General features: G+C 63.0%; 25 protein-coding genes. 15 read left to right on the forward strand and 10 right to left on the reverse strand.

The window, feature by feature from the left end; genetic code table 11:
- The first annotated feature begins 74 nt into the window (after nt 1–74).
- The gene (locus tag IPM16_17270; protein MBK9124850.1) at nt 75–1364 is read left to right on the forward strand and encodes a WD40 repeat domain-containing protein; all 1290 of its coding nucleotides are present in this window, start codon (nt 75–77) and stop codon (nt 1362–1364) included.
- A gap of 288 nt (nt 1365–1652) precedes the next feature.
- Here IPM16_17270 and IPM16_17275 read toward each other — a convergent pair whose 3' ends face one another.
- Together IPM16_17275 and IPM16_17280 are read right to left on the reverse strand one after the other, a co-directional pair.
- Complete coding sequence (locus IPM16_17275) at nt 1653–2618, reverse strand: cysteine synthase family protein (GenBank protein ID MBK9124851.1); 966 nt, start codon at nt 2616–2618, stop codon at nt 1653–1655.
- A gap of 595 nt (nt 2619–3213) precedes the next feature.
- Complete coding sequence (locus IPM16_17280) at nt 3214–4245, reverse strand: cobalamin-independent methionine synthase II family protein (GenBank protein ID MBK9124852.1); 1032 nt, start codon at nt 4243–4245, stop codon at nt 3214–3216.
- A gap of 22 nt (nt 4246–4267) precedes the next feature.
- Here IPM16_17280 and IPM16_17285 point away from each other — a divergent pair, with 22 nt between their 5' ends.
- Entirely contained in the window at nt 4268–5107 is an 840-nt protein-coding gene (locus IPM16_17285) for an MBL fold metallo-hydrolase (protein MBK9124853.1), read from the forward strand.
- A 174-nt stretch (nt 5108–5281) separates the two neighbouring features.
- Here the strand turns inward: IPM16_17285 and IPM16_17290 are convergent, their stop codons facing one another.
- The 4 genes from IPM16_17290 to IPM16_17305 all read right to left on the reverse strand — a co-directional run bounded on the left by IPM16_17290 (nt 5282) and on the right by IPM16_17305 (nt 9625).
- Entirely contained in the window at nt 5282–6082 is an 801-nt protein-coding gene (locus IPM16_17290; protein MBK9124854.1) for an HAD-IIA family hydrolase, read from the reverse strand.
- A gap of 46 nt (nt 6083–6128) precedes the next feature.
- Nucleotides 6129–7469 carry a hypothetical protein gene (locus IPM16_17295; GenBank protein MBK9124855.1) on the reverse strand — a complete coding sequence of 447 codons (1341 nt, stop codon included), beginning with the start codon at nt 7467–7469 and terminating at the stop codon, nt 6129–6131.
- A 15-nt stretch (nt 7470–7484) separates the two neighbouring features.
- Nucleotides 7485–8927 carry a phosphoglucomutase/phosphomannomutase family protein gene (locus IPM16_17300; protein ID MBK9124856.1) on the reverse strand — a complete coding sequence of 481 codons (1443 nt, stop codon included), beginning with the start codon at nt 8925–8927 and terminating at the stop codon, nt 7485–7487.
- 101 nt (nt 8928–9028) lie between these two features.
- Nucleotides 9029–9625, reverse strand: coding sequence for a hypothetical protein (locus IPM16_17305; protein ID MBK9124857.1), 597 nt, complete (start codon nt 9623–9625; stop codon nt 9029–9031).
- 158 nt (nt 9626–9783) lie between these two features.
- Here IPM16_17305 and IPM16_17310 point away from each other — a divergent pair, with 158 nt between their 5' ends.
- Together IPM16_17310 and IPM16_17315 are read left to right on the forward strand one after the other, a co-directional pair.
- Nucleotides 9784–10002, forward strand: coding sequence for a hypothetical protein (locus IPM16_17310; protein ID MBK9124858.1), 219 nt, complete (start codon nt 9784–9786; stop codon nt 10000–10002).
- A gap of 6 nt (nt 10003–10008) precedes the next feature.
- Entirely contained in the window at nt 10009–10482 is a 474-nt protein-coding gene (locus IPM16_17315) for a GNAT family N-acetyltransferase (protein MBK9124859.1), read from the forward strand.
- Between the two features lie 29 nt (nt 10483–10511).
- On the opposite strand, the gene IPM16_17320 is transcribed toward IPM16_17315, so the two are convergent.
- Nucleotides 10512–11450, reverse strand: coding sequence for an AraC family transcriptional regulator (locus tag IPM16_17320; protein MBK9124860.1), 939 nt, complete (start codon nt 11448–11450; stop codon nt 10512–10514).
- Between the two features lie 217 nt (nt 11451–11667).
- Here IPM16_17320 and IPM16_17325 point away from each other — a divergent pair, with 217 nt between their 5' ends.
- The 11 genes from IPM16_17325 (at nt 11668) to IPM16_17375 (ending at nt 22088) form a co-directional block, all read left to right on the forward strand.
- Entirely contained in the window at nt 11668–12063 is a 396-nt protein-coding gene (locus tag IPM16_17325) for a cupin domain-containing protein (protein ID MBK9124861.1), read from the forward strand.
- 16 nt (nt 12064–12079) lie between these two features.
- The gene (locus IPM16_17330; GenBank protein MBK9124862.1) at nt 12080–12916 is read left to right on the forward strand and encodes an SDR family oxidoreductase; all 837 of its coding nucleotides are present in this window, start codon (nt 12080–12082) and stop codon (nt 12914–12916) included.
- A gap of 120 nt (nt 12917–13036) precedes the next feature.
- Nucleotides 13037–14077: a zinc-dependent alcohol dehydrogenase family protein gene (locus tag IPM16_17335; GenBank protein MBK9124863.1), complete on the forward strand. Its 1041-nt coding sequence runs from the start codon at nt 13037–13039 to the stop codon at nt 14075–14077.
- 58 nt (nt 14078–14135) lie between these two features.
- A complete protein-coding gene (locus tag IPM16_17340; protein MBK9124864.1) occupies nt 14136–15020 on the forward strand; it encodes a TIGR03560 family F420-dependent LLM class oxidoreductase in 885 nt (294 codons plus the stop codon).
- A 32-nt stretch (nt 15021–15052) separates the two neighbouring features.
- Entirely contained in the window at nt 15053–16036 is a 984-nt protein-coding gene (locus IPM16_17345; GenBank protein ID MBK9124865.1) for an aldo/keto reductase, read from the forward strand.
- 56 nt (nt 16037–16092) lie between these two features.
- Nucleotides 16093–16956, forward strand: coding sequence for an aldo/keto reductase (locus tag IPM16_17350; protein ID MBK9124866.1), 864 nt, complete (start codon nt 16093–16095; stop codon nt 16954–16956).
- 67 nt (nt 16957–17023) lie between these two features.
- A complete protein-coding gene (locus IPM16_17355) occupies nt 17024–17986 on the forward strand; it encodes a DMT family transporter (GenBank protein MBK9124867.1) in 963 nt (320 codons plus the stop codon).
- Between the two features lie 9 nt (nt 17987–17995).
- The gene (locus IPM16_17360; protein MBK9124868.1) at nt 17996–19708 is read left to right on the forward strand and encodes a CocE/NonD family hydrolase; all 1713 of its coding nucleotides are present in this window, start codon (nt 17996–17998) and stop codon (nt 19706–19708) included.
- Between the two features lie 47 nt (nt 19709–19755).
- Nucleotides 19756–20724: an aldo/keto reductase gene (locus tag IPM16_17365; protein MBK9124869.1), complete on the forward strand. Its 969-nt coding sequence runs from the start codon at nt 19756–19758 to the stop codon at nt 20722–20724.
- A gap of 69 nt (nt 20725–20793) precedes the next feature.
- Nucleotides 20794–21171 (forward strand): DUF2255 family protein, encoded by a 378-nt coding sequence (locus IPM16_17370; protein MBK9124870.1) that lies wholly within the window; start codon nt 20794–20796, stop codon nt 21169–21171.
- 107 nt (nt 21172–21278) lie between these two features.
- A complete protein-coding gene (locus tag IPM16_17375; protein ID MBK9124871.1) occupies nt 21279–22088 on the forward strand; it encodes an MBL fold metallo-hydrolase in 810 nt (269 codons plus the stop codon).
- 87 nt (nt 22089–22175) lie between these two features.
- Here the strand turns inward: IPM16_17375 and IPM16_17380 are convergent, their stop codons facing one another.
- The 3 genes from IPM16_17380 to accC are packed head-to-tail and all read right to left on the reverse strand — an operon-like array spanning nt 22176 to nt 24714.
- Nucleotides 22176–22670 (reverse strand): acetyl-CoA carboxylase biotin carboxyl carrier protein subunit, encoded by a 495-nt coding sequence (locus IPM16_17380; GenBank protein MBK9124872.1) that lies wholly within the window; start codon nt 22668–22670, stop codon nt 22176–22178.
- A 57-nt stretch (nt 22671–22727) separates the two neighbouring features.
- The gene (locus IPM16_17385; GenBank protein ID MBK9124873.1) at nt 22728–23135 is read right to left on the reverse strand and encodes a four helix bundle protein; all 408 of its coding nucleotides are present in this window, start codon (nt 23133–23135) and stop codon (nt 22728–22730) included.
- A 55-nt stretch (nt 23136–23190) separates the two neighbouring features.
- Nucleotides 23191–24714 carry an acetyl-CoA carboxylase biotin carboxylase subunit gene (gene accC, locus IPM16_17390; protein ID MBK9124874.1) on the reverse strand — a complete coding sequence of 508 codons (1524 nt, stop codon included), beginning with the start codon at nt 24712–24714 and terminating at the stop codon, nt 23191–23193.
- Nucleotides 24715–24729 lie beyond the last annotated feature (15 nt).

The following is a 24729-nucleotide window of genomic DNA, read 5'->3' on the forward strand; positions in this document are numbered from 1 at the left end:
GGGAAAGGAAGAGCGCCGTGCGGGCGTATTGGCGGCGCGCGGCAGATTCATACGACAAGGAGTAGAGTCGAGGTATGTGGGTATCGAGATGTGATGCGGCTTTGGAAAATGGCATGAAACGAAGAGTCATTGAATATTGTGTACTCGGTGCTCTGACCCTCCTGATTGTGCTGCCGTTGCACAGCTTCCCGGCTTCTTCGGTGAATCATGTCGCCAACACCGTCCGATGGTCATCTGACGGCGGCATTGTCGTTACTTCAGATAGCCGCGGGACGATCTCAGTGATCGATGTGACACAAGGAACAGCCATCGCTGCCGCTACAATCGAAGGGGACAGCACAATCAGGGTCGCTGCAAACGCGGAAGGCACCATTGTTGCGGCCGTTAGCACAAGAGATCGCACCCTCTATCTACTTGAATCCTTCCCAGACGGAATACTCCGAGAAATCGACTCCGACATAATTGAAGGTGCCGGTGGCCCAATCGTTGTCGAGTGGAGTACGGCAACAAACGATATCATCGCACTTGCACTTGGCATTGATGGAGCTAATCCGGTTAACCGTTGGCGCGTGGATAACAACACCTTGATTCGTAGCGAGCCAATCACCTTCACAGGGGCATACGATCTAGACGCTAGCCCTGACGGACGGATAGCAATTGCTGATCTCCGATATGTGGAGGTACACGACTTGGCCCGTGAAATGACTGCGCCGTTACGTTTCAATGCGTTTGGCGCGGATGTCGCGTGGGGTCCTGACGACACACAGATCGCCGAAGTGTTCTATTCCGTACTCAACGCCAGTGAACAAGACGGGACTATTCGCATCATTGACTTGGACTCAGGGACGGTGAGACCCGTTCTTCAGTACCGCGAAGAAGGGATTGGAAGCCTAGCGTGGCATCCTGACGGTCGGCATCTGTTTGCCGACTTGGCATCCGGCCGCGTTCTTGTCATCGACACCCAGACCGGCGAGATTATCAACACCCTGAGCCTTCCCCGACGAGGCGGGCGTTGGCTGATGGACGTCAGCCCATACGGTGGCCGGATTGTGCTCGGCAGCTCGGCTCCGACCGGGATCGAGCCGGCAGGCGGCATGCCCCTCTCACCCGGTGTCGAGGACATTCCCGGCACGCCGCTCCTGTTTGTCGTGCCCCTCCCAACGCTGGAGGCGCTTTCAGGTGTGCTGGAACGCTGCGAAATCGACTCCCCGACCCGCGCGCAGATCGACACGGCGGCGACGCCTGACGCCATCCCCGCCTTCATCGCGCAGATCGAGGCGCTGCCGGAGGGCGCGATCCCGCCGGCGTGCAAGGCCGATCTGCTGGCCGTGGCGCGCGCGGTGATTGAGGAAGGTGAAAGGTGAGGGGGCAAGGGGAAAGTGAAGGGCTCCGACTGCGAACGTCAAACACATTCCGTCGCGGTGTGGTAGGGATGCCATAAATGGCGTCGGAAATGCTCTACACGGCGGACGAGACAGCCCCTTCAGTGGGCTTTGAGCCTGTTAGCCGGGCGTTTCAACGCTCGGCGGCATCTGACCAGACTAGCCTCGCCTGCCAACCCGGGGCGGTTACGGTGAATACACCACAAGAAAGGACCGAGTCCTTTCCCCTCAGCCCTTTCCCCATACACCTTTTCGCTTAGCCCTTTCCCCTCACTTACGCGTCCAGAACCCTTCGCTCAGATACTTGTACGCGTTGTCCGGGAACAGCGTCACGACCACGCCCGGCTCGCCGCGATCGGCCAGTTCCTCGGCCACGCGCAGCGCCCCGGCCATCGCCGCCGCCGCACTGATGCCGACCAGATAGCCTTCCTCGCGGGCGAGGCGGCGCGCCATCTCGTAGCTGTCCTCGGTGCTGACGGCAATGTCGCGGTCGGCGAATCCGTCGTCGTAGATGCCGGGGACGATGGCCGTCGCCATGTGCTTCCAGCCCTCGACGCCGTGCATCGGGCTGTCGGGCTGCATCGAGACGACTTGGATCGCCGGGTTGAAGTCCTTCAGGCCGCGCCCGGTGCCCATCAGCGTGCCGGACGTGCCGAGTCCGGCCACGAAGTGCGTGACCTTGCCGTGCGTCTGGTGCCAGATTTCCGGCGCGGTGGTGTGATAATGCGCCTGCCAGTTGGCGGGGTTGTTGTACTGATCGGCGTAATAGTAACGGTCGGGATGCGCAGCCAGTTCGGCGCGGGCCGCGCGGATCGCCCCGTCCGACCCTTCCAGCGGATCGGTCAGCACCAGCTCGGCGCCGTAGGCGCGCAGGATCGCCACGCGCTCCGGGCTGGCGTTGGCGGGTAGATACAGCTTGACGACGAAGCCTTTCGCCGCGCCGAGCATGGCGTAGGCGATGCCGGTGTTGCCGCTGGTGCTGTCGAGCAGGATCTTGTCGCCGGTCAGCAGGCCGCGGTCGATAGCGTCGCGCACGATGGCAAGCGCCGCGCGATCCTTTACGCTGCCGCCGGGGTTCGCCCATTCGGCCTTGGCGTACACGTGGATGTCTTCGGGCAGATGCGCGGTGACACGCGTGAAGCCCAGCAGCGGCGTGTTGCCAATCTGCGATTCAAGCCGCTGCACCGTGCGGAACGCGGCGGGGGTGGCTGTCGGGTGGTGCGCAAGGGCGACCATGATGCTCCTTCGTTGCGGGTTAACAAAAACGGCGGCGGGTACTCGACAAACAAAAACGCGGCCGAACCGGCTCTCAGGATTGAGAGAGGGGGTCGGGCCGCGTTGGGTTCGTCGGATACCAGCCGCCGCGTGTGCGTCGTCAGGCTAGTGTCGTGTCGTGCTGCCTATCGCGGTGAACTCCCCTCGATGCGACAGACACAACAACAAGATGCGTTTTGCATGGTAATGCCTCGTTGCGGCGGCGATTTTGCCACGTGCGATCAGTGTAGCGATGCCCGCCCGGATTTGTCAACCACCCCAGCGCACAATTCAAAGAAACTACTCATCGAAGGGCGTCGGGGCGCTGCCCCAAACCCCGGCAGGGATTTGCATCCCTGCACCCGCATTCTGCGGACGAGGTGCGCAAGCGCGCCTCGTCCGCAAGATGAGCGTCCATCAACACATTTCACTGTCGTGTTCGAGCCGCGTAAGCCTGTATACCTGACGGCATGACTCTGGTCGTCCCAAACGCGCGAATTCGTACCGCTTGCGATACGAACTCACAGAGATGGGAGTCCAGAGGGTATAAGCCCTTTGGAAAATCCCTTCTACTCAACTACCCGCCGGCCACTTCGCGGCGGACGATGGCGGCGCCTTCGGCCAGCGCCTTGAGCTTACGCTGCGCGGCCCAGCGGGCGGTCTGGCTGAATCCGCAGTCCGGCGTCACGCTCAGCTTGTCGGCACTGACGTACTTGAGCGCGGTGCGGATGCGCGCGGCCACGTCCTCGGCTATCTCGCAGTAGTAGTTCTTGACGTCCACGAGACCGGCGGCCAATTCCTTGTCGTTCGGGAATTCCTGCCACAGGTCGATCTCGGACAGCTCGCGGTTGGCGAACTCGAGCGCGAACTGGCTCGCGTTCATGTCGAGGATGTACGGGAACAGCGGGTGATAGGTGCGCTTGGCGACGGGCCGGCCCACGAAGTTGCCGAAGCACAGGTGCACGCCGATCTTGGCGTTCACCCCGGCGACGGTCTGGTTGAACAGGTCGACAAACTCGCGCGGGGTGGTGGCGTGGACGGCGTAGGACGGCTCATCGAGCTGGATCAGCGTCACGCCTTCGGCCACCAGCGCCTTGAGCTCGGCGTTGATCAACGCCGACAGCGCATAGGCGACCTCGAGGCGATCCTTGTACACCGCCCCCGGCTTGATCCGGCCAGCGAGCGTGTACGGCCCGGGGATCGGCATCTTGATCGGCTTGGCGGTGCGGGTGCGCACGTAGTGGTATTCCTCGACCAACCCCATGCCGTGCGGCGCGGCAAGCGATTCGACCGCCTCGTAGCTTTCGCGCTGGTCATGACCGGGGATGCCAACCTTGCGCTGGGGCGGCAGTTCCTTCAGGCCGGTGAACTTGCTGTAGAAGTCGGCAGTGAAAAAGCCGATCCGGCGCATTTCGCCGTCAGTCACGATGTCGATCCCGGCGTCCTCTTGATCGCGCAGCGCAAGGTCGACGGCATCGTTCTGCGTCTCGAGCCAATCACGCGGGCCGTATTCGCCGCGCTGCATCGCCTCCAGCGCGCTGAACAACCACGCAGGCCACGCGTGCGAGCCAATGGTGTGGGTCGGTATAATGGGCAGTGCGTCCGGCATAACATCTCCTAGAAGTGACACAATGATCGAACCGGTCTTGAAAGGCGCGGCTCTGCTGCGCGACATCGAGTCGGCAGCGCCCGGCCCGCGCGAACTGGCGATGTGGTGGCTGGGCCAAAGCGGCTTCGCGCTCAAGTCCGCCGCGGGGCTGGTCTACGCCGATCTGTACTTATCCGAGCACCTTACCGCGAAGTACGCCAATTCGCCAAAACCACATGTCCGCATGACGACCTCGCCCATCCGCGGCCACGAGATCACCAACGCGCGGATCGTGCTGGCGAGTCACAAACACAGCGATCATCTCGATCCCGGCACGCTGCCCGGCCTGTTCGCCGCGTCGCCGCAGGCCAAGCTCGTGCTGCCCGCCGCGCTGGTCGAACACGCCGCCGGGCTGGGACTCGAGCGCAACCGCCTGCTGCCCATGCGCGGCGACGATTCGATCGAGGTCGACGGCATCCAGATCAGCGCCCTCCCTGCCGCGCATCCCGAGTTCGAGAAGTCGCCCGACCACGGTCACGCCTTCCTCGGCTTCGTCATCGACCTCGGCCACATTCGCGTGTATCACAGCGGCGACACCGTCGTCTACGCCGGCCTGCGCGATCGCTTGATCGCTCTCTCGCCGCACGTCGCCCTGCTGCCGATCAACGGGCGTGCCGGCGGCGAAGGCACCCCGCCCAACATGAACGCGTTCGAGGCCATCGCGCTCGCCCGCGAAGCCAAAATCCCGCTCGTCATCCCGCACCACTACGACATGTTCACGTTCAACACCGCCGACCCCGCCAAGTTCAGCCAGCTCGCCGAAGACGCCGGCCAGGCGGCCTACGTCCTGCGCCCCGGCGAACGTTTCATGTGGCGCGTATAGGGCGTCGGGGCGCTGCCCCGTGCCCCGGCAGGGATTTGCATCCCTGCACCCGCACTCTGGCAGCCCCAAATCCCGCGAAATCGTGCCGCGTGCGGCACGATTTCGCAGAGATGGGAGTCCAGAGGGCGTAAGCCCTTTGGAAAATCCCTTCACTTCTCTCTACTTCTCTGCGTTCTACCCGCGGCGGCGGGCGCGGATGCGTTCGGTCATCCACGCGTCGCCGGCCCACGCGCGAACCAGCGCGGCGAGGTCCTCGTAGGCGACATCGGGCCACACGTCGGCGGTGGCGAGGGCATCGGGCGTGGTCACACCGCTGAGGACCAGCGCGGTCTTCATGCCGACCGCCTGCGCGCCGGCGATGTCGGTGTCAAGACGGTCACCCACCATCAGGATACGGGTGGGGTCGGCCTTGAGCGCGTCGATGGCGGCGTCGAACATGGCGCGGTGCGGCTTGCCGATCACAGTCGGGGTGACGCCGGTGGCCGTTTCGATGAGCGCGAGGATGCTGCCCGCGCCGGGGCTGAGGCCGTCGGCATCGGGGAACGTCTTGTCGGCATTGGTGCCGAAGAACGCGGCGCCGTCGTTGATGAGGTGCACGGCGTGACGGGCTTTGGCGTAGGTCAGGTCGCGGTCGATGCCGGCGACGACCAACTCGGCCGGTTGGCCCTCGTCCACGACATCGAAACCGCTGTCGTCAAGCGCTTCGCGGATGCCGGTCATGCCGACGACGAAGACTGTGGTTCCGGCGGGATAGCGCTTGCCGAGCCACTGCGCCGTCGCCACGGCGGATGACAGGATGCGGTCGGCCGGTATGTCCGGCACGCCCAAGCGCGCCAGTTTTTCCTGATACTGCGCGGCGGTCTTGCCGCTGTTGTTGGTCGCCAGCAGGTACGGCACTTGTGCTTCGTCAAGCCACGCGAAGGCGTCGGCAAAGCCGGGCAACGCGACATCGCCGCGCCACAGCACGCCGTCCATGTCGAGGATTACACCGGCGAGGTCGTGGAATTTCACAGTTGCGGCCCTACCGTGTGCAGGACGCGTACTGCGTCAGGTCGATCAGCCACAGCCCGCCGTGGCGGCCCTCGGCGGCCAATGCCAGCAAGCGACCATCGGGTGAGATCGCCGACCACCCCGACTCGTCGGGCGAGAGCCGGAGCGGCAGGACGGTCAGGCTGTTGAGCGTTTCGGCGCGCAGGTCGTAGCACTGCAAGCGGGCCTGCCCGTCGATGTCGCGGATGATGAAGATGTCCACGCCGCCGTCAGGCGCTGGCGCATAGACCGGCGCGGGATAGTTGTTGCCGGGCGCCTCGCCGTCAAACAGGCGCGTCACCGCGCCGCCGGTGGTCGATGCCAGATCGTAGCCGACCACGCCGTCGACCTCGCGGGCAATGACCACACGTCCGCCGTCTTGGGTCGGCCCCGGCACGATCAGCGACGGGATGACCTCGGGCGGCGCGGCGCTGATCTTCTGGCCGGCGAGGCTGCCGGTATAGTAGATGACTGGGTCGCCAAACGCGCCGAAATAGTAGGCTAGATAGCGTTCGTCGGGCAGCCAGATGTACCCGGCGAGGCTGTAACGCGAGAGCGCATCCCAGAGCAGGCGCTGGAACGTCCCGTCCGGCTCGGCGGTCAGCGCGGTGTTGATGCGATCCTGAAAGACGAAACGGCGCGAGTCCGGGTGGAACGCGATGCGCGCGTTGCGGATTTCCTGCGGCGTCTCAAGCGCGAGGCGGTCGAGGATCTCGGGTGTATACACGTCGGGATACGGCAGATCGGTGGCGGTCGCCTCGCCGGTTTCGGTGTCGACCGTGTACCACTGCCACGTGGTGTAGAGGTCGCTCTCGCAGCCGGTGGCGAACAGCAGTTCGCCCCGACGCGTCCATTCCACGCGGGCCACGTCGCCTTCGTAAACGGTGGTGATGTCGGCGTAGGTCAGGAAAGGATTGACCGGCGCGGCGGAGGCGCTGGCGGCGATCACGTCGATGTCGAGCGAGGCCGGCACGAACGCTTCGTCGTCCAGTTCGATCGCGAGCAGGTAGCGCGACGAATCGCCGGGTTCCAGCGGCCGGTCGGGCGGAACGCCCAAGCCGCACACGTCGACCAGCACGCCATAGGCAAACCCGATCGCTTCGCCATCCTCATCGAGCACCTCACCGACGAGGTTGACGTCGACCGCCGCGGTGTCGCCGTCATTGGTGACGACGCCTTGCGCGATCCACTCCTCGAAGCCGAACGGGCTGGCCCGCCGCGAAAACTCCGGTTCGCTCACGGTAAGGGTCGGCTCGTCTTGGGATATCGCTTGGGAACTCCCAAGCAGCAGGCTCGCCGCGAAGACCGCGACGGAAACGAAACGACGAATCACCTGTCGTTGGCCTCTCTACTCACCGTTGACAATACTGTGGCCCATGGCGCTCCCGGCTTCCAACAAGGCGTTCACCGCCTCAGTCGTCGGCGCTTCGGCGTAGATGCGCAGGACGGGCTCCGTGCCGCTGGGGCGCACAAGCAGCCAACCGCCATCGGCCAGCTTGAACTTGACGCCGTCAAGCGTGTCGACCTTGACGACCGTCTCGCCCGCAAGGGTCGTTGGCGCAGACTGGACGAGCCGGTCGCGCATCTCGGCTTTGGGCAGCGTGCGGGTCAAGCGCGCGTCGATTCGGCCGTACAACGCGGGGCCAGCCTGCTTCTGCAAGTCGGCGACGATCTCGTGCAGCGGGGCGCGCGCCGCCGCCATCACTTCCAGCAGCAGCAAGCCCATCAGCACGCCGTCGCCTTCGGGGATGTGCCCGCGCACGCCGATTCCGCCGCTTTCCTCGCCGCCGATCAACACGTCGTTGTGAATCATCAGGTCGGCGATATGGTTGAAGCCTACCGGCGTCTCGTGCAAGGTCAGGCCGTGCTGTTGGCACAGCCGGTCGATCATGGTGGTCGTGCTGACGGTCTTGACGACATCGCCGCGCTGGCCGCGCTTTTCGACCAGATGGCGCAACGTCAGCGCAAAGATGTGGTGCGGGTCGATGAAGCTGCCGAACGCGTCAACCGCCCCAATCCGGTCGGCGTCGCCGTCGGTCGCGAGGCCGACATCGGCCTGCCGGTTTTTGACCGCCGCGACCAACGCCGTCAGGTGCTTAAGGATCGGCTCCGGGTGGATGCCGCCGAAGCCCGGGTTGAGATCGGAGCGAATATCAGTGACCGCACAGCGCGACCGGCGCAGGAAGCCGCTGAACGCGCCCCGTCCCGCGCCCCACATGGCATCGGACACGATGTTCAGTTCGGCCTCGCTGATCAGATCGATGTCGACCAGCGTGCCGAGATGTTCGAAGTAGGTCCAGTTCGGATCGAAGCGCGTGATGATGCCGCTTTCAACCGCCGCGTCGTAGTCCATGGCCTTGGGCGTCACGCCTGCCGCGAGGTTGGTCTGCAACCGTGCCTCGATGCGCTTGCACGACTCGTCGGTGGCGCTGCCGCCGTAGTTCGACTTGACCTTGTAGCCGTTGTAGCGGGGGGGATTGTGGCTGGCGGTGATGACCACCCCGGCCGCCGCGCCCTTCGCGACGACGTTGTAACTGACCGACGGGGTCGGCGTATCGGAACGGGTGAGCCAGACCGGCAGTCCGTTGGCCGCCAACACGCGCGCCGCCTCATGGGCGAAGCGGTCGCTCAAAAAGCGCGTATCGTAGCCGACGACGGCCGACGGCGCCGTATCGCCCGCCGCGTCGGCCAGCAGCGTATCGGCCAACGCCTGTGTGACGTGGCGCACGTTCTCGAAGGTGAAAGTGTCGGCGATGACGGCCCGCCAGCCGTCGGTTCCGAAATGGATCATGCGACCCTGCCTATGAGTGCAGAAGATAAGCGCGTCGCTGCATTGTGCAGGCGATCACGCGGCAAGCATACCAACCGGCCTACCCGTTGGGCAGGGCCGGATTACCCGCCCAAAATGGCCGTCAGCACGTCAAGCGCCTGCTGCAACCGCACCGCATTTGTCCCGATCCGGTCGGCATGTTCGGCCAGACGGTCGTCAGGCATCTGCCGGCTGTGCGATTCCAGCAGTTCGACGGACGAGAGGATCACCGAAAGCGGGTTGCTCAGTTCGTGCAGCACGTGCTCGATGAGGGCAGCCATGCTGCGCGTATCGTTGGGTAGATCGCCGAGTTTGGCCGTACTGGCCCGGCAAATCTTGACGATGGCGATGGTGCTGCCAGCGGCGTCGAGGATCGGTTGTGCGGCAACCGTCACCGGCACGACCGTCTGCCCGTCTCTTGAAATCAACCGGTAGCGCAGCACCGGCACGGTTGCGCCGTTGACAGCGGTTGCGTGTGCTTGGCGCAGCAGCGCGGCGCGGTCTTCCTGCGCGACAATCTTGTCCAGCGGCGGTTCGTTCAGCGCCTCCAGCGTCCAGCCGAGTACGTCAGCGTAGGACGGGCCGGCAAACAAATAGCGCCCGTCCGGCCAATGCAGCGAGTCGTAACCGAACAGCTTGCCGTGTCCCTCCGCGGGCACGCCGGATGGTTTTGAAAGCACCGCGAGCCTGTCCTTTCTGTTCTCGACCCGCCATGAGGATAGCCCATAGTGCTGAGGTTGGGCTAGAACCAGACGGGTTTGCGGTGCGCACCGCAACTGCGGCCGCTTCCCGTGCGTATTCACATACACCGGTCGTTCAATCGGGAACGGAGCACGCCATGTTCAGGCTGTTTGCCCGCCGCATGCCAGACGCATCGCCATACACGTTTCATGAATTGGAGTCGTTCGACAGCGATTGGGGCCAACAGGCACTGGCGATCTACGTCGAATCCTTCCCCGCAACCGAACGCGAGCCGCTGGACGACCTGCGCGCGGAACGCCTGTCTCGCAGCACGGCGACGGTCGAGTACCACTTCCGGGTGATGGTCGATCAATAAAAAACCGTGATCGGCCTCTCAATCTTCTCCACCGTACACGAGCACTACATGGCGTTCTTGCGCTATCTCGCCGTGCACGCGTCGGCACGCAACCGCGGCCTTGGCCGGCACCTGCTGAACGACGCCCTACAGACCGTGCGCGCCGATGGCTGGGCGCACGCCGGCTACCCCTATCTCGGTCTGGTCTTCGAGGTCGAACGCCCGGGTGAGGCGGAGACCGACGCCGAGCGGACCATCCGTGAGCGGCGCATCGGGTGGTATGTGCGCAACGGCGCGCGCCTGTACCCCAATGTCGACCTCACGACCCCGCCCGTGTCGCCGGATCAGCCGCCTGTGTCGTATCACCTGATGTTCCGCGCAGCAGTGCCGAAGCGCATGGTCGGGCGCACGCTGCGCCGTATGATGGTCGAGAGCGTGCTCGTCCACGGCTACGGCGCCGCGCCGGACAGCCGCTATGTCCAGCGGGCGATGGCGGGGTGAGACGTGCTGGCCGGATGCGCCCGCGCGTGTCAATTCGTGAGTGCCCCACCCGTCTCGCGCAGGCGGTTGACGTCGCGCATCGGCGGGACACCGAATAGGTTCTTGTACTCGCGGCTGAAGTGCGAGGCATCGCTGTACCCCACGCGATACGCCGCGCTGGCCGCATCCATGTCTTCGCTCAGCATCAAGCGGCGCGCCTCTTGCAGGCGCAGATGCTTCTGGAACTGCAGCGGGCTCATGGCGGTGACCGCCTTGAAGTGATGGTGGAAGCCTGACACGCTCATGCCTAATTCGCTGGCGAGGTCTTCGACGCGAATGGTCTGGTCGAAATCCGCCCGGAGGCGCTGAATCGCGCGGGCGATGTGTGTCGTATAGCCCCCTAAAACCGCCAAGTGGCGCAGACGTCCGCCCTGCGCTCCAACCAGCAGTCGATAGACGATCTCGCGCGTAATCAGCGGCATGAGGACAGGCGCTTCGGACGGGGTCTCGATGAGCCGGATTAGCCGCAGCACGGTATCGAGCAAGTTGTTCTCCAGCGGACTGACATCGATCGCCCGCAGATCCGCGCTGCGCGAAGGGATGGCGTGACCGCTTTCCGACATGACCGAGCCGACCTCAGCCGGCGGAAGTTCGATCCGCAGGCTCAGGTAGGGCCGCTCCTTGGACGCCTCGATCACGCGGCTGACCGCCGGCAGGTTCGTCGTGGCGAGCAGGTAGTGGAACGGGTCGTAAACATACCGGTTGCTGCCCTGAATGATCTCTTTGGCGCCCTGTGCCACCACACAGAATGCCGGTTCCAAGATGCTGTGAACTTTCCTCAGCGGTGTCGTCACGCGGGCGATGTGCAGCCCCGGCAGGGGTTCGATGACTCCGTCCGAACGCAGCGTGTGGGCGATTCGTTCGCAGATCTCCTCGCGATTCGCGTCGTTCCTCTGCGCATCGCGCCGTTCTTGTTGGCTCTCACTCATGGGTCACCCCGCGTCTCAATATCCACGGACATCATGTCTTGCAGAATTGTACAAGCATCTTGGACGATCGTTCAATCTGCCGGTGCTCCCCGCACCTATAATAAGCGTATCGGCTGCCCGCGGTTTGCTCGCATTGCCCAGCGATCTGGAGTTTTGTCTAATCCGGGCAGGCGCATCAGCGGCCTCAAAGCACGGCGCAGCGAAAGGACAATGGACGATGGACATTCAACGCAACGGCACCCAGCCCTCGGCGATCGGCCCCGCGGAGTGGTTCACCGGAACGGTGCGGATCGATCCATTGTTCCACGTGCACGAACCGGCGCGAACCAGCGCGGCTTACGTCACGTTCGAGCCCGGCGCGCGCACGGCATGGCACACGCACCCGCTCGGCCAATCGCTGGTCGTGACGGCCGGATGCGGGCGCGTCCAGCGTTGGGGCGGGCCGATCGAGGAAATCCGCCCCGGCGACGTGGTGTGGATCCCGCCCGGCGAGACGCACTGGCACGGCGCGGCCCCTACGACCGCCGTAACGCACATTGCCATTCAGGAAAGCGTCGACGGAAGTGCGGCCGACTGGATGGAACACGTCAGCGACGCGCAGTATCACGGGTAGCGGTAAGGAGACCTCAATGAGTTCGGACGTACTGGTTGTCATTGGCGCTGGTGGGATCGCACAGGCGATCGCTCGGCGGCAAGGCGGTGGCAAGACCACGCTGCTGAGCGATATCAACCCGGAAGTGTTGGAGGCAGCCCGCATCGCCTTAGAGTCGACGGGCCATCGCGTAACTACGCAGATCGTCGACGTTGCCTCGCGCGACTCTGTTCACACATTGGCGCGTGCGGCGGCGGACATGGGTAGTGTCGTGCAAGTTGTTCACACCGCCGGGGTTTCCCCGGTGCAAGCACCGCCAGCAAGGATTCTAGCCGTCGATCTGCTGGGTACGGCGCTCGTCCTCGAAGAGTTCGGTCATGTCATCGCCCTCGGTGGAGCGGGTGTTGTCATTTCCAGCATGGCCGGCTACATGCCGGCAGCGCTTCCACCCGAGCAGGCAGATGCCCTTGCACGCACGCCTGCTGACGAACTCTTGCAGCTTCCGTTCCTTTCGGCAGATGCGGTTCCCAACTCCGGCGCCGCCTACGGGCTCTCTAAGCGTGCTAACCACCTCCGTGTTCAGGCGGCCAGCCTCGATTGGGGCGCACGAGGCGCACGCGTCAACTCGATCAGTCCGGGCATTATCCTCACACCTCTAGCGCAGCAAGAAATGGCGTCGGAAGGCGGCGCAAGTTACCGCGCGATGATCGAAGCCTCGCCCGCCAAGCGTGTCGGCACAACCGACGAAGTCGCCGCCGCGGCAGCTTATCTTCTCGGCCCCGAGGCGGGCTTTGTGACCGGCAGCGACTTGCTTATCGACGGCGGCGTCATCGCGGCGCTCCGGGCCGGCCGAATTGCCCTGCGGAGGGGTTAGTTTTCTGGGTCGGGCGCGTCGGCGATGCGCCCTTTCAAGGATAGCGGCATCAGCCGCCAACACTAGTACGTTCCCCGCGCATGCAGCAGCGGGGGCACACCAACACAAGGAAACGTCCAAATGCGTGCAACAATCATGTTCGGCGCCGGTGATGTTCGTATCTTGAACGTCCCTGATGCCCAAATCAAAGAACCAACCGATGCGCTCGTCCGCATCACTTACGCGTGCATCTGCGGCAGCGATCTCTGGCCGTATCGCGGCTATGACAGCTTTCCCGATAACGGCCTTCCAATGGGGCACGAAGCACTCGGCGTGGTCGAGGCGATTGGCTCCGATGTTCACCACATCAAAGTCGGTGATCTGGTGGCTATGCCGTTCGCGTTCTCGGACGGCACTTGTCCCCATTGTCAGGCAGGCATTCACACCTCGTGCGTCCACGGTGGCTTCTTCCACGGCAACCACGACACCGGTGCCGCGCAGGCAGAGGCCATTCGTATCCCGTATGCCGATGGGACGCTCGTTGCCCTGCCCCGTGATAACGCCCCTGACATCATGGCATCGCTGCTGACCCTGACCGACGTGATGGCAACCGGGCATCATGCCGCGGTGACGTCCAGAGTCGCGCCGGGCAAGACGGTTGCAGTGGTCGGCGACGGTGCAGTCGGTCTGTGCGGCGTAATCGCCGCCAAGCGCCTTGGCGCCGAGCAGATCATCATCATGGGTCGTCACGAGACCCGAATCGCGCTCGCGAAGGAGTTTGGCGCGACCGATGTGGTGAGCGAGCGCGGCGACGAGGCGGTCGAGCACGTGCGCCGGCTTACCGCCGGCTTGGGTGTCCACTCCGTGCTGGAGTGTGTGGGAACCGACGACTCGATGCAGACATCGCTGCGCATCGCGCGTCCGGGCGGCGCGATTGGCCGGGTGGGCGTTCCTCACAACGTGAACATTCCCGCGGCATCGCCGACGTTTTTCCGTAACCTCACGATCAGCGGTGGCCCTGCGCCGGTACGCGCGTACATCGAAGACCTAATTCCGGACGTGCTTGAAGGCAGGATCCAACCGGGCCGCGTCTTTGACCGCCGTATCAGTCTGGATGACATCGCAGAGGGATATCGCGCGATGGACGACCGGGAAGCTATCAAGGTTATGGTGACACCCTAGCACTGGACAATTTCGCCCAGCGCACATCTAGCGACTGCCGAAAGAATGGAGCTTGACAATGCGAATCGGACTGCAAATCCCTTCCTTCAAATATCCCGGCGGGACAGAGGCGATCCGGCCCAAACTCAAAGAAATCGTCACGACAGCGGAGGCGTCCGGTTTCTACAGCCTGTGGGTCATGGATCACTTCTACCAGATCAAGGACCTGTTCGGGGAAGCTTATACCGACCCGATGATGGAAGCCTACACCACACTCGGCTACTTCGCCGGCCTGACCGAGAAAGCGTATCTCGGCGTGCTGGTCACCGGCGTGATCTATCGCCATCCGTCCGTCCTGATGAAGACGATCAACACACTCGACATTCTCTCAGGCGGTCGCGCCTATCTCGGCATCGGCGCCGCATGGTACGAGGACGAGGCGCGTGGCTATGGAATACCCTACCCTTCGACCACCGAGCGCTTCGAGCAGCTTGAGGACAACCTACGCTTGGCGAAAGCGTTGTGGGCCAGCGATGAAACGGCTTTCGAGGGCAAGCACTTCGCCGCCCCGGCGATCACCAATAATCCCCGGCCGCTCTCCAGCCCGCATCCACGCATCATGATCGGCGGTACCGGCCCGCGTAAGACCTTGCGCATGGTGGCCGAATACGCCGACGCCTGCAACATCGGCGACTGGGTCGGAACAGACAACATGCAGGCCGCGCTCGATACCCTCAAGGAACACTGCGAGGCGCTGGGACGCGATTACGACACGGTCGAAAAAACCTCGCTGTGCACGGTCAATCTGTCCGGGGACGACACGGTTTCCAGCGTCATGAGCCGCATCAACGAACTGTCCCGCATGGGATTTACACACGCCATCTTCAACATGCCGGATGTCTACACGATCACACCACTGGAAACCTTCGCCAAGGAGATCATCCCGGCCGTGGCAGATCTGTAAGTCAACGCATCGTTTAGAAGGAGAGGTCTCAAATGGAATACACGAAATTAGGTCACACCGGTTTGGACGTATCGCGGATCTGTCTCGGTGCCATGAGCTTTGGGGCGGCCGAGGGCTGGGTTCACAACAGTTGGGCGCTGAACGAGGAAGACAGCCGCGCGATCGTCAAGAAGGCGCTCGAGCTGGGCATCAACTTCTTCGACACGGCCAATGTGTACTCGATGGGTACGAGCGAGGAATATCTCGGCCGGGCGCTCAAGGACTACGCAAACCGGGACGAGGTCGTGATCGCCACCAAGGTGCGCGGAAGAATGCGCGAAGGCCCGAACGGCGAGGGGCTGTCGCGCAAGGCGATCTTGAGCGCGCTCGACGCCAGCCTCAAGCGCCTCGGCACCGACTACGTCGACCTCTACATCATCCACCGCTGGGACTACAACACGCCCATCGAGGAAACGATGGCGACCCTGCACGACGTGGTCACGGCCGGCAAAGTGCGCTACATCGGCGCTTCGGCCATGTTCGCGTGGCAGTTTCAGAAGGCGCTGCATGTCGCCGACCAGAACGGCTGGACGCGCTTCGTGTCGATGCAGAATCACTACAACTTGATCTACCGCGAAGAAGAGCGCGAGATGAATCCGCTGTGCCATGCGGAAGGAGTCGCGTCGACGCCGTACAGCCCGTTGGCCTCCGGCCGACTGTCGCGTGATTTCGCGGAGACGACCGTGCGCCTTGAGACCGACCCGATCGCGAAGGGCAAATACGATGCCTCGGCGGACGCGGACAAACTGGTGATCGAGCGCGTTGGCGAGGTTGCAGAAAAACACGGCGTCCCCCGCACGCAGATTGCGCTGGCGTGGCTGCTGCACAAAGCGCCGGTTGTAGCGCCCGTCATCGGCGCGACCAAGCTCTCGCACCTCGACAGCCCGGTCGCTTCAGTCACCACCAAGCTCTCGCCCGAGGAGATTCAGTACTTGGAAGAGCCGTACGTCCCGCATCGTATCGTGGGGCATCAGTAACAAGACATTGCTGGCATTGACAGCAGGCATTGTGTTGACGCGAGTCAGGCAGAGAACTGAGGATCACCATGAAACACGTTGCTTTGAATAACGGCGTTGAAATGCCGATACTGGGCTTCGGCGTCTTCCAGATCCGCGACCTAGCAGAGTGCGAGCGCTGCGTCGTCGACGCGCTGGAAACCGGCTATCGGCTGATCGATACGGCCGCCTCGTACATGAACGAGACGGCGGTGGGCAAGGCGATCCAGCGCAGCGGCGTCGCCCGCGAAAACCTGTTTATCACGACAAAGCTGTGGGTTCAGGATGCCAGTTATGACCGCGCCAAACAGGCGTTCCAACGGTCGCTCGACAGGCTGCAGTTGGATTATCTCGACCTGTACCTGATTCATCAGCCGTTTGGCGATGTCTATGGCGCATGGCGCGCGATGGAAGAGCTGTACGAGGTAGGGCGCGCCAAAGCCATTGGCGTCAGCAATTTCTACCCTGATCGCCTGCTGGATCTCATCATGCACAACGAAGTGGCTCCCGCGGTCAATCAGGTTGAGACGCACCCGTTCTGCCAGCAGATTGACGCGCAGCAGATCATGCAGGCCAACGGCGTACAAATCGAATCGTGGGGCCCCTTTGCCGAAGGCCGAAACAACCTCTTCGACAACGAGGGGCTGCGCGCGATCGCGGATGCGCATAACAAGAGTGTTGCCCAGATCGTTCTACGGTGGCTCATCCAGCGCGGCGTCGTTGTCATTCCCAAGTCCGTCCACAAGGATCGGATCGTGGAGAACTTCTCCGTGTTCGACTTCGAACTGAGCCAGAACGACATGGAACGCATTCAGGCACTGGATACGCGACAGAGTGCCTTCTTCGATCACCGCGATCCCGAAACTGTGAAGCGGTTGGGAAACATCGTTCTGGATATCTAGCCGGACGACCTAGGCTAGTTGGCAAGAGCTGATCGTTGCACCACGCTGTGAATGGAAAAGGGCGGGTATGGCGTCACTGAGCGCGAACCTACAAGGAATCATCTACCTCGGCGTGGCGATGTTCATCCTCTCGCTGCAAGGAGTGGCGGTGAAGTGGATCGGCGGCGACTACTCCATCATCGAAATGGTGCTATTGAGAAGCTTCGTCGCCATGCCCGCCAGCTTGCTGCTCTTTCGATTGGAAGGTGGCCGCGGGCTGCCTAAGACACAGCGACCGATGCTCGAATACGTGCGCGGCTTCTGCCTGTTTCTGTCGTATACCACAGCATTCATGGCGTTCGCGGCACTGCCACTGGCCGAGGTCGACGCCATACGATTCTCAGGCCCCATGATGATCACCATCCTGTCGGTTATCTTCTTGAGTGAAAGAGTGAAGGCCTATCGCTGGGTCGCGCTGATCGTTGGGTTTGCCGGGGTGCTCTTCATGGTCAGGCCGGGGACGGCGACCTTTAACTTGGGGTCGGTGTTCGCGCTGATCTCCGTGCTGTTCTACGCCTTCTCGGTGTTAATCACACGCAAGTTGAAATCGACCGACAGCAGCGCAACCCAGACCTACTACAGCTCGCTGGTGTATCTGGTCGCGGCATTGGTGTTGGCGCCGCTGGCGCTGCTGATCACCGAAACCCCCGATACCCACCCCAGCATCGCGTTTCTACTGCGCGCATGGAAAACCCCCACCCTGATCGATGCGCTGATCATGTTTGGATTGGGGTTCGCATGGGCGGGCGGGATGTACTTCGTGGCGCGCGCCTACAGCACGGCGCCGGCCTCGGTGGTGGCCCCGTTCGAGTACGTGTCGCTGCCGATCAACGTGATGTGGGGGCTGCTGCTCTGGCAAGAGATCCCGGTGCTGGCGACATGGATCGGCGCGGCGCTGACCGTCGGCAGCGGCCTGTTCATTCTGTTTCACGAGCGCCAGCGAAGAATCGTGACTGCCGCGCAAGAGCCTCAGGCTGCGGATGCGAATTAGGGACACCAGATGACAACGATAACCATCGAAAAGAACATCATGGTGCCGATGCGTGACGGCGTGCTGCTCGCAACCGACGTGTATCGGCTGGGTGGGGCAGCACCCGCTCCGGTGCTTGTCGCCCGTACGCCTTACAACAAGGACGGCGACCTCGTAAGGTCACTTGATGTCATGCGTGCCGTGCAGGCCGGGTATGTGGTCGTCGTTCAGGATGTGCGCGGCCGCTATGCGTCGGAAGGGACATTTACGCCGCACATTCAGGAGATTAACGACGGCTTCGACGCCTTTGAGTGGGTTAGTCAACAAGCGTGGTCAAACGGTTCGATAGGCACGTTCGGCGGCTCGTATCTTGGTGGCACCCAGTGGCTGCCCGCGCCTCAACAGCCCCCCGGCCTGCGTGCGATAGCGCCATCGATCACCCCCTCCGACCCCCGCAACAGCATGGTGTTTCAGGGTGGCGCGAAGGTGCTTCACGACCTGCGCTGGGTGGTGGCGAACATCGTCCCCGCCGAGATTCAGCGGCAGATCACGCGCGGCGACCTGCCGACAGACTTCGAATACGAGCTCGAAGTAGACGCGGCCTTTGGTCAACTGCCGCTGGCGAGCGATCCCTTGATCGCGCGATTCGCGTCCTTCTACAAGCAGTGGCTGGCGCACGGTACGTCAGGCAGCTACTGGGATGCCATCTCACCGACAATCCATTACGAGCAAATCTACGTTCCGGCGCTCAATATCGGGGGCTGGTTCGACGCATTTCAGCAGGACACGCTAGACCTCTATACCGGCATGAAAGCGCGTGGCGGCACACCGCTTGCCCGCGAGAATCAGCGCGTCATTATCGGCCCGTGGTCGCACATGAATTTCAGCGGCAGCTTCCGGGAGCGCGAATTTGGCGCAGCCGCTAGCAGTGACGCCATCGACCTGACAGGTATCCAGCTTCGCTGGTTCGATCGCTGGCTGAAGGGCGTCGACAACGGCGTGGATCGCGAACCGCCGGTGATGATCTTCGTAATGGGGGTCGACGAATGGCGTTCGGAGATCGATTGGCCGCTGCCGGACACGCAGTACCGCGACTATTTCCTGCACAGCGGTGGTCAAGCCAACACACTCAACGGGGATGGCACTCTATCGACCGAAATGCCCGCGAAAGAGTCGGCAGATGTGTATCTGTTCAATCCGCTGCGACCCGTCCCGACCGTCGGCGGGCAGGTCATTCTGCCGGGCGGCAACGCCGCTGGCCCGCGCGATCAACGTACGGTCGAGCTTCGCGACGATGTACTCGTATACAGCACGCCGGTGCTCGATGCGCCGGTTGAAGTGACCGGACGTATCGAGCTGCGGCTGTTCGTCTCGTCCTCCGCCCCGGACACGGATTTCACAGGCAAACTCGTCGACGTATTCCCGGACGGGCGGGCCATGATCTTGACCGAAGGCATACTCCGCGCACGCTATCGCAATTCACTTGTCCATCCCGAACTGCTCGAACCGGACACGATCTATGAGCTGCGGCTCGATCTGTGGTCGACAGCCAACGTCTTCTTGCCGGGTCATCGCATTAGGCTGGAAGTGTCGAGCGGTAACTTCCCACGGTTCGACCGCAACAGCAACACCGGGGGCGACATCACAAGCGAAACCGCCGACAAGTATCGACCGGCGATCAATCGCGTGTATCACGATGCGGATCACCCGTCCCGGCTAATTCTGCCGATCATCGAACGCTAGGCAAGGTTCAGAAAAGCTAGTTTTGTAATCTACAAGGGAGCAACGAAATGCAGAAACGCACACTAGGCAGCAGTGGTTTAGAAGTCTCCGCCCTCGGCCTCGGCTGTATGCGGATGAGCTTCGGCGACGCGCCGATCGGCACCCGGCAGGACATGATCGAGTTTCTCCACGCGGCGGTCGACCGCGGCATCACGTTCTTCGACACGGCGGAGGTCTACGGGCCGTTCACCAACGAGGAGCTGGTCGGCGAGGCGCTCGAACCATTCCGCGGCGAAGTCGTGATCGCCACCAAGTTCGGCTTCAAGCACGACGGCGACAAAGGGCCGACCCCCGGCACCGGCCTCGACAGCCGCCCGGAGCAGATCAAGCGCGTGGCCGAGGCCTCGCTCAAACGCCTGCGGGTTGACGCCATCGACCTGTTCTACCAGCACCGGCCCGACCCGAACGTGCCGATTGAAGATGTCGCCGGCGCGGTCAAGGATCTGATTCAGGCGGGCAAGGTCAAGCACTTCGGGTTATCGGAATCAGATGCGCCGACCATCCGCCGCGCGCACGCCGTTCAGCCCGTGACCGCGCTGCAAAGCGAGTACTCGATCTGGTGGACACCGATCGAGGCGGAGATCCTGCCAACGTGCGAGGAGCTTGGAATCGGGCTGGTCCCCTACAGCCCGTTGGGGCGCGGCTACCTGACCGGCAAAATCGACGAGAATGCCACGTTTGCCGCCAACGACATCCGCGCGCGCAACCCCCGCTTCACACAGGAAGCGATCAAGGCAAATCGCGCCGTGGTAGATTTGATCGAGCGCATCGGAGCCAAGCATGGCGCAACGCCGGCGCAGATTGCGCTGGCATGGCTGTTGGCGCAAAAGCCGTGGATCGTGCCCATCCCGGGCAGCCGCAAGCTGGATCGCCTCGACGAGAACAACGGCGCGGTAGATATCCAGTTGACGCCCAGCGATCTCGCGGAAATCGCGGATGCCATGTCGAAGATCAGCGTACTCGGCAACCGGTACTAAGTAGGAAGCTGGAAGTGATGAGTGTCGAGTACTGAGAAACTGACAACCGTCGGAACGAGGATTCAGACCATGACAACGTGGACCAGCGAAGAACGAAACCGGATTGCGGAGGCGGAAGAGCTGGACATCGCGTCTTTGCGCGACGACGGCACGCTGACCCGGCGGGTGACGATCTGGGTCGTTCAGGTGGGCGACGATCTGTACGTGCGCTCGTATCGGGGGAGCAGCGGCGGGTGGTACCGCGCAGCGAAGGTACACCACGCTGGCCGCGTTTGGGCCGGCGGCGTGGAAAAGGACGTGACGTTCGTCGATGAAACCGACACCGGCATCAACGATCAGATCGATGCCTTATACCGCACAAAATACCGCCGGTATCCGCAGTACGTCGAGCCGATGCTCACGCCCGAGGTGCGCGCCACGACGATCAAACTGGTGCCGCGCGGCTGATCCACAAACGAAGTCGCGGCTGGGCGCCCTACGAGACGTACGTGGGCGCCGCGAGTCATTTCCGTCAGGCGTATACTGTTTTGTAGGCCACTACGGGGGATCACATCATGCCCAATTTCATCTGCGTAACGTGCGGTAACCAGTTTTCCGAGTCGGACGCGCCGCCCGCCCACTGCCCGATCTGCGAAGACGACCGGCAGTACATCGGCCACAACGGCCAGCAGTGGACGACACCAGACGCCATGCGGCAGACACATCACAACGTCGTCCGTTCGCACGAGCCGAACCTCACCGGCATCGGCACCGAGCCGCGATTCGCCATCGGGCAGCGCGCGCTGCTCGTCCAGACACCGGAAGGCAACGTGCTGTGGGACTGCATCTCCCTGCTGGACGACGCGACCGTGGAGGCCGTCAAGGCGCTTGGCGGGCTGGTCGCCATTACCGGATCGCACCCGCATCTGTACGGCACGATGGTCGACTGGAGCGAGGCATTCGGCGGCGTCCCGATCTACCTGCACGAGTCCAATCGCGAGTACGTGCAGCGGCCCGCGCCGCAGATTCGCTACTGGGATACCGAGATCTTCGCGCTCCCCGCCGGGCTGGCGCTGATCCGCTGCGGCGGGCATTTTACCGGCAGTACCGTGCTGCATTGGCCGGCGGGCGCGGACGGGCGCGGCGCGCTGCTCACGGGCGATACGATTCAGGTTGCGCAGGATCGGGGTTGGGTGTCGTTCATGTACAGCTACCCGAACATGATCCCGTTGAACGCGTCGGCGGTGCGGCACATCGTCGCGGCCGTCGATCCGTTCGCCTTCGACCGCATCTACGGCGGATGGTTCGACAGTATCGTCCGGCACGACGCCAAAGCCGTCGTCCGCCGCTCTGCCGAGCGGTACATAGCCGCCATTACGGAGTAGACAGTATTCAGTCTTCAGTGAGTGCACACTCACATTGGCCGGTGACTGATTCTCGAAACCTGATAACTGAATTCTGACAACTGATTGCTAGGTCAGGGTCACGAGGACTTTGCGCTGTTCGACGGTCGCGCCTTGCGCCACGTGGATGCGTTGGACGGTGCCGGCGCGCGGCGCCTTAAGCTCGTTTTGCATCTTCATCGACTCGAGGATCACGAGGGTTTGGCCGGCCTCGACGGTGTCGCCCTCGGCGCACAGGATGCTGACGATCAGGCCGGGCATCGGCGCACGCAGCGTGACTTCGCCGCTGTCTGCCGCCGGGCCGCCGCGCCGTGAGAGCATCAGTTGGGTGCGCTCGTCCAGCACGGTGCCGCTGTACAGCCGACCATTGAGCAAGACTTCGACGTCTTCGTCGTGGCTTTCGACCACCACCTCATGCTGCACGGTGTCCATGATGACGGAGTACAGCGTGGGGCCGAGCGCCAGAAAGTCGACCTCGCGTCGTTTGCCGTCGACCCACACCGAGCCGTCGTTGCGGATGTCGATCTCGAACTTCTTGCCGTTGATGGTCGTCACATATTTCATCGATAGTTTCCAGTGATCAGTAGTCAGTCTTCAGTGAAGCTGTCAGGTAAGCAGCACTCATTTGTCAATACTCTCACGGCTCGTATTCGACGAATCGATGCGTCGGATGACGGAAGCACGGAGACCTGCGAGCATCCGACCGATTTCTACCGCCATGTTGTCCAACGTCTCAAATCCGCTGGTATTCAGATAGCCAATATCATTGGCGACGACCAAATGAGAGCGCAATTCTGCACACGAACCTTGGGCTATGGAGAGAAAGCGAGCAAATTCTCGTGGGCCGCGCTCACTGCCTTCCGCGACGTTTGCCATTATGGACACAGCCGCCCGCTGCATCTGAGACGCCAATCCCAAATCACGCCCGAGCGCCGAGTCTCGCGAACTTTCGTAGATTGCACGTGTGAGATGACGCGCCTTCTGCCAGACAAGCAGCTCTTGAAACCCATCTCTCTCACTTCTGCTCATTTTGCGCTCCGTACCGCGCGCCGACCGACTTCTACTGACAACTGAATCCTGATTCCTATCTGTGCATTCTCTCGTAGCGGGTGAACCATTTCCAGTTGCTGGCGTCGCGCTTGGCGGGGGCGACCACCTGCGCGGCCAACTGTTGGGAGCGGTGCGCGACGAGCGTCGCGGCGATGGCGGCGTGCTCGATCTCCTCCTCGCTCGGGTCGGACTCGTAGGTCGTCATCGAGAAGCGTTCCTCGACGAACTTGGTGTCGAACTGGCCGCCGATGAAGCTGAACGAGTTGAGCAGGTTAATGTGGAACGGGATGTTGTGCTTGACGCCCATGATCGTGTACTCGTTGAGCGCACGGCGCATGCGCAGCATGGCCTCGCTGCGCGTCTCGCCGAAGCAGATCAGCTTGGCGATCATGCTGTCGTAGTAGGGCGTGATCTCGTAGCCGCTGTACACGCCGTGATCGACGCGCACGCCGGGGCCGGTCGGGGTGATCAACGTGTTGATCTTGCCGACCGACGGGATGAACCCGTTGTACGGGTCTTCGGCGTTGATGCGGCACTCGATCGCCCAGCCCTTCGGATCGAGCTCGCTTTCGGTCGGGCCCATGCGCCGCCCACGCGCGATGCGAATCTGCTCCTTGACCAGATCGACCCCGGTGACCAGTTCGGTAACCGGGTGCTCGACCTGCAAGCGCGTGTTCATCTCGAGGAAATAGTAGTTGCGATCCTTGTCGACAAGGCACTCGATCGTGCCGGCGTTGACGTACCCGACCGACTGCGCTGCGGCGATCGCCATGTCGCCCATGCGCTTGCGCAGCTCGCTGTCCATGAACGGCGACGGCGCTTCCTCGACCAGCTTCTGGTGCCGGCGCTGAATGCTGCACTCGCGCTCGCCGAGATGGATGGTGTTGCCGTGCATGTCGGCGAGGACCTGAAACTCGATGTGCCGCGCGCCGACCAGCAGCTTCTCGACATACACACGGCCGTCACCGAAGGCGCTTTCGGCCTCGCGGCGGGCGGTCGCCAGCGCCGACGGCAGATCGGCAAGCGAATAGACGGCGCGCATGCCCTTGCCGCCGCCGCCTGCCGCCGCCTTGACGATCAGCGGGAAGCCGATGTGCTGCTCGGCAAAACCGATGATCTCGTCGTCGTGCATACCCGGTTCCGTCCCCGGTACGACCGGCACGCCGTATTTCTTGACCGCCTCGCGCGCGGCCTGCTTGTCGCCCATCGTGCGGATCGCCCCCGGCGGCGGCCCGATGAAGATGATGCCCGCGTCGGCGCACGCCTGCGCGAACGCCTCGCGCTCGGAGAGCAGGCCGTAGCCGGGATGAATCGCGTCGGCGCCGGTCTTCTTGGCCGCGGCGATGATGCGGTCGATGTCGAGGTAGCTCTCGCGCACGGGCGGCGGACCGATGTGCACGGCTTCGTCCGCGAAGCGCACGTGCAGCGCGGCCCGGTCGGCATCGCTGTACACCGCGACATTCGGGATGCCGAGGTCGCGGCACGCGCGGATCACGCGGACGGCGATTTCGCCGCGGTTGGCGATCAGAATCTTGTTGATGCTCAGGGTTTCGCTCATGCACGGGTTCCTTTG

The sequence above is a fragment of the Candidatus Flexicrinis affinis genome (assembly GCA_016716525.1).
In the GTDB taxonomy this organism is placed as follows: Bacteria; Chloroflexota; Anaerolineae; order Aggregatilineales; family Phototrophicaceae; genus Flexicrinis; species Flexicrinis affinis.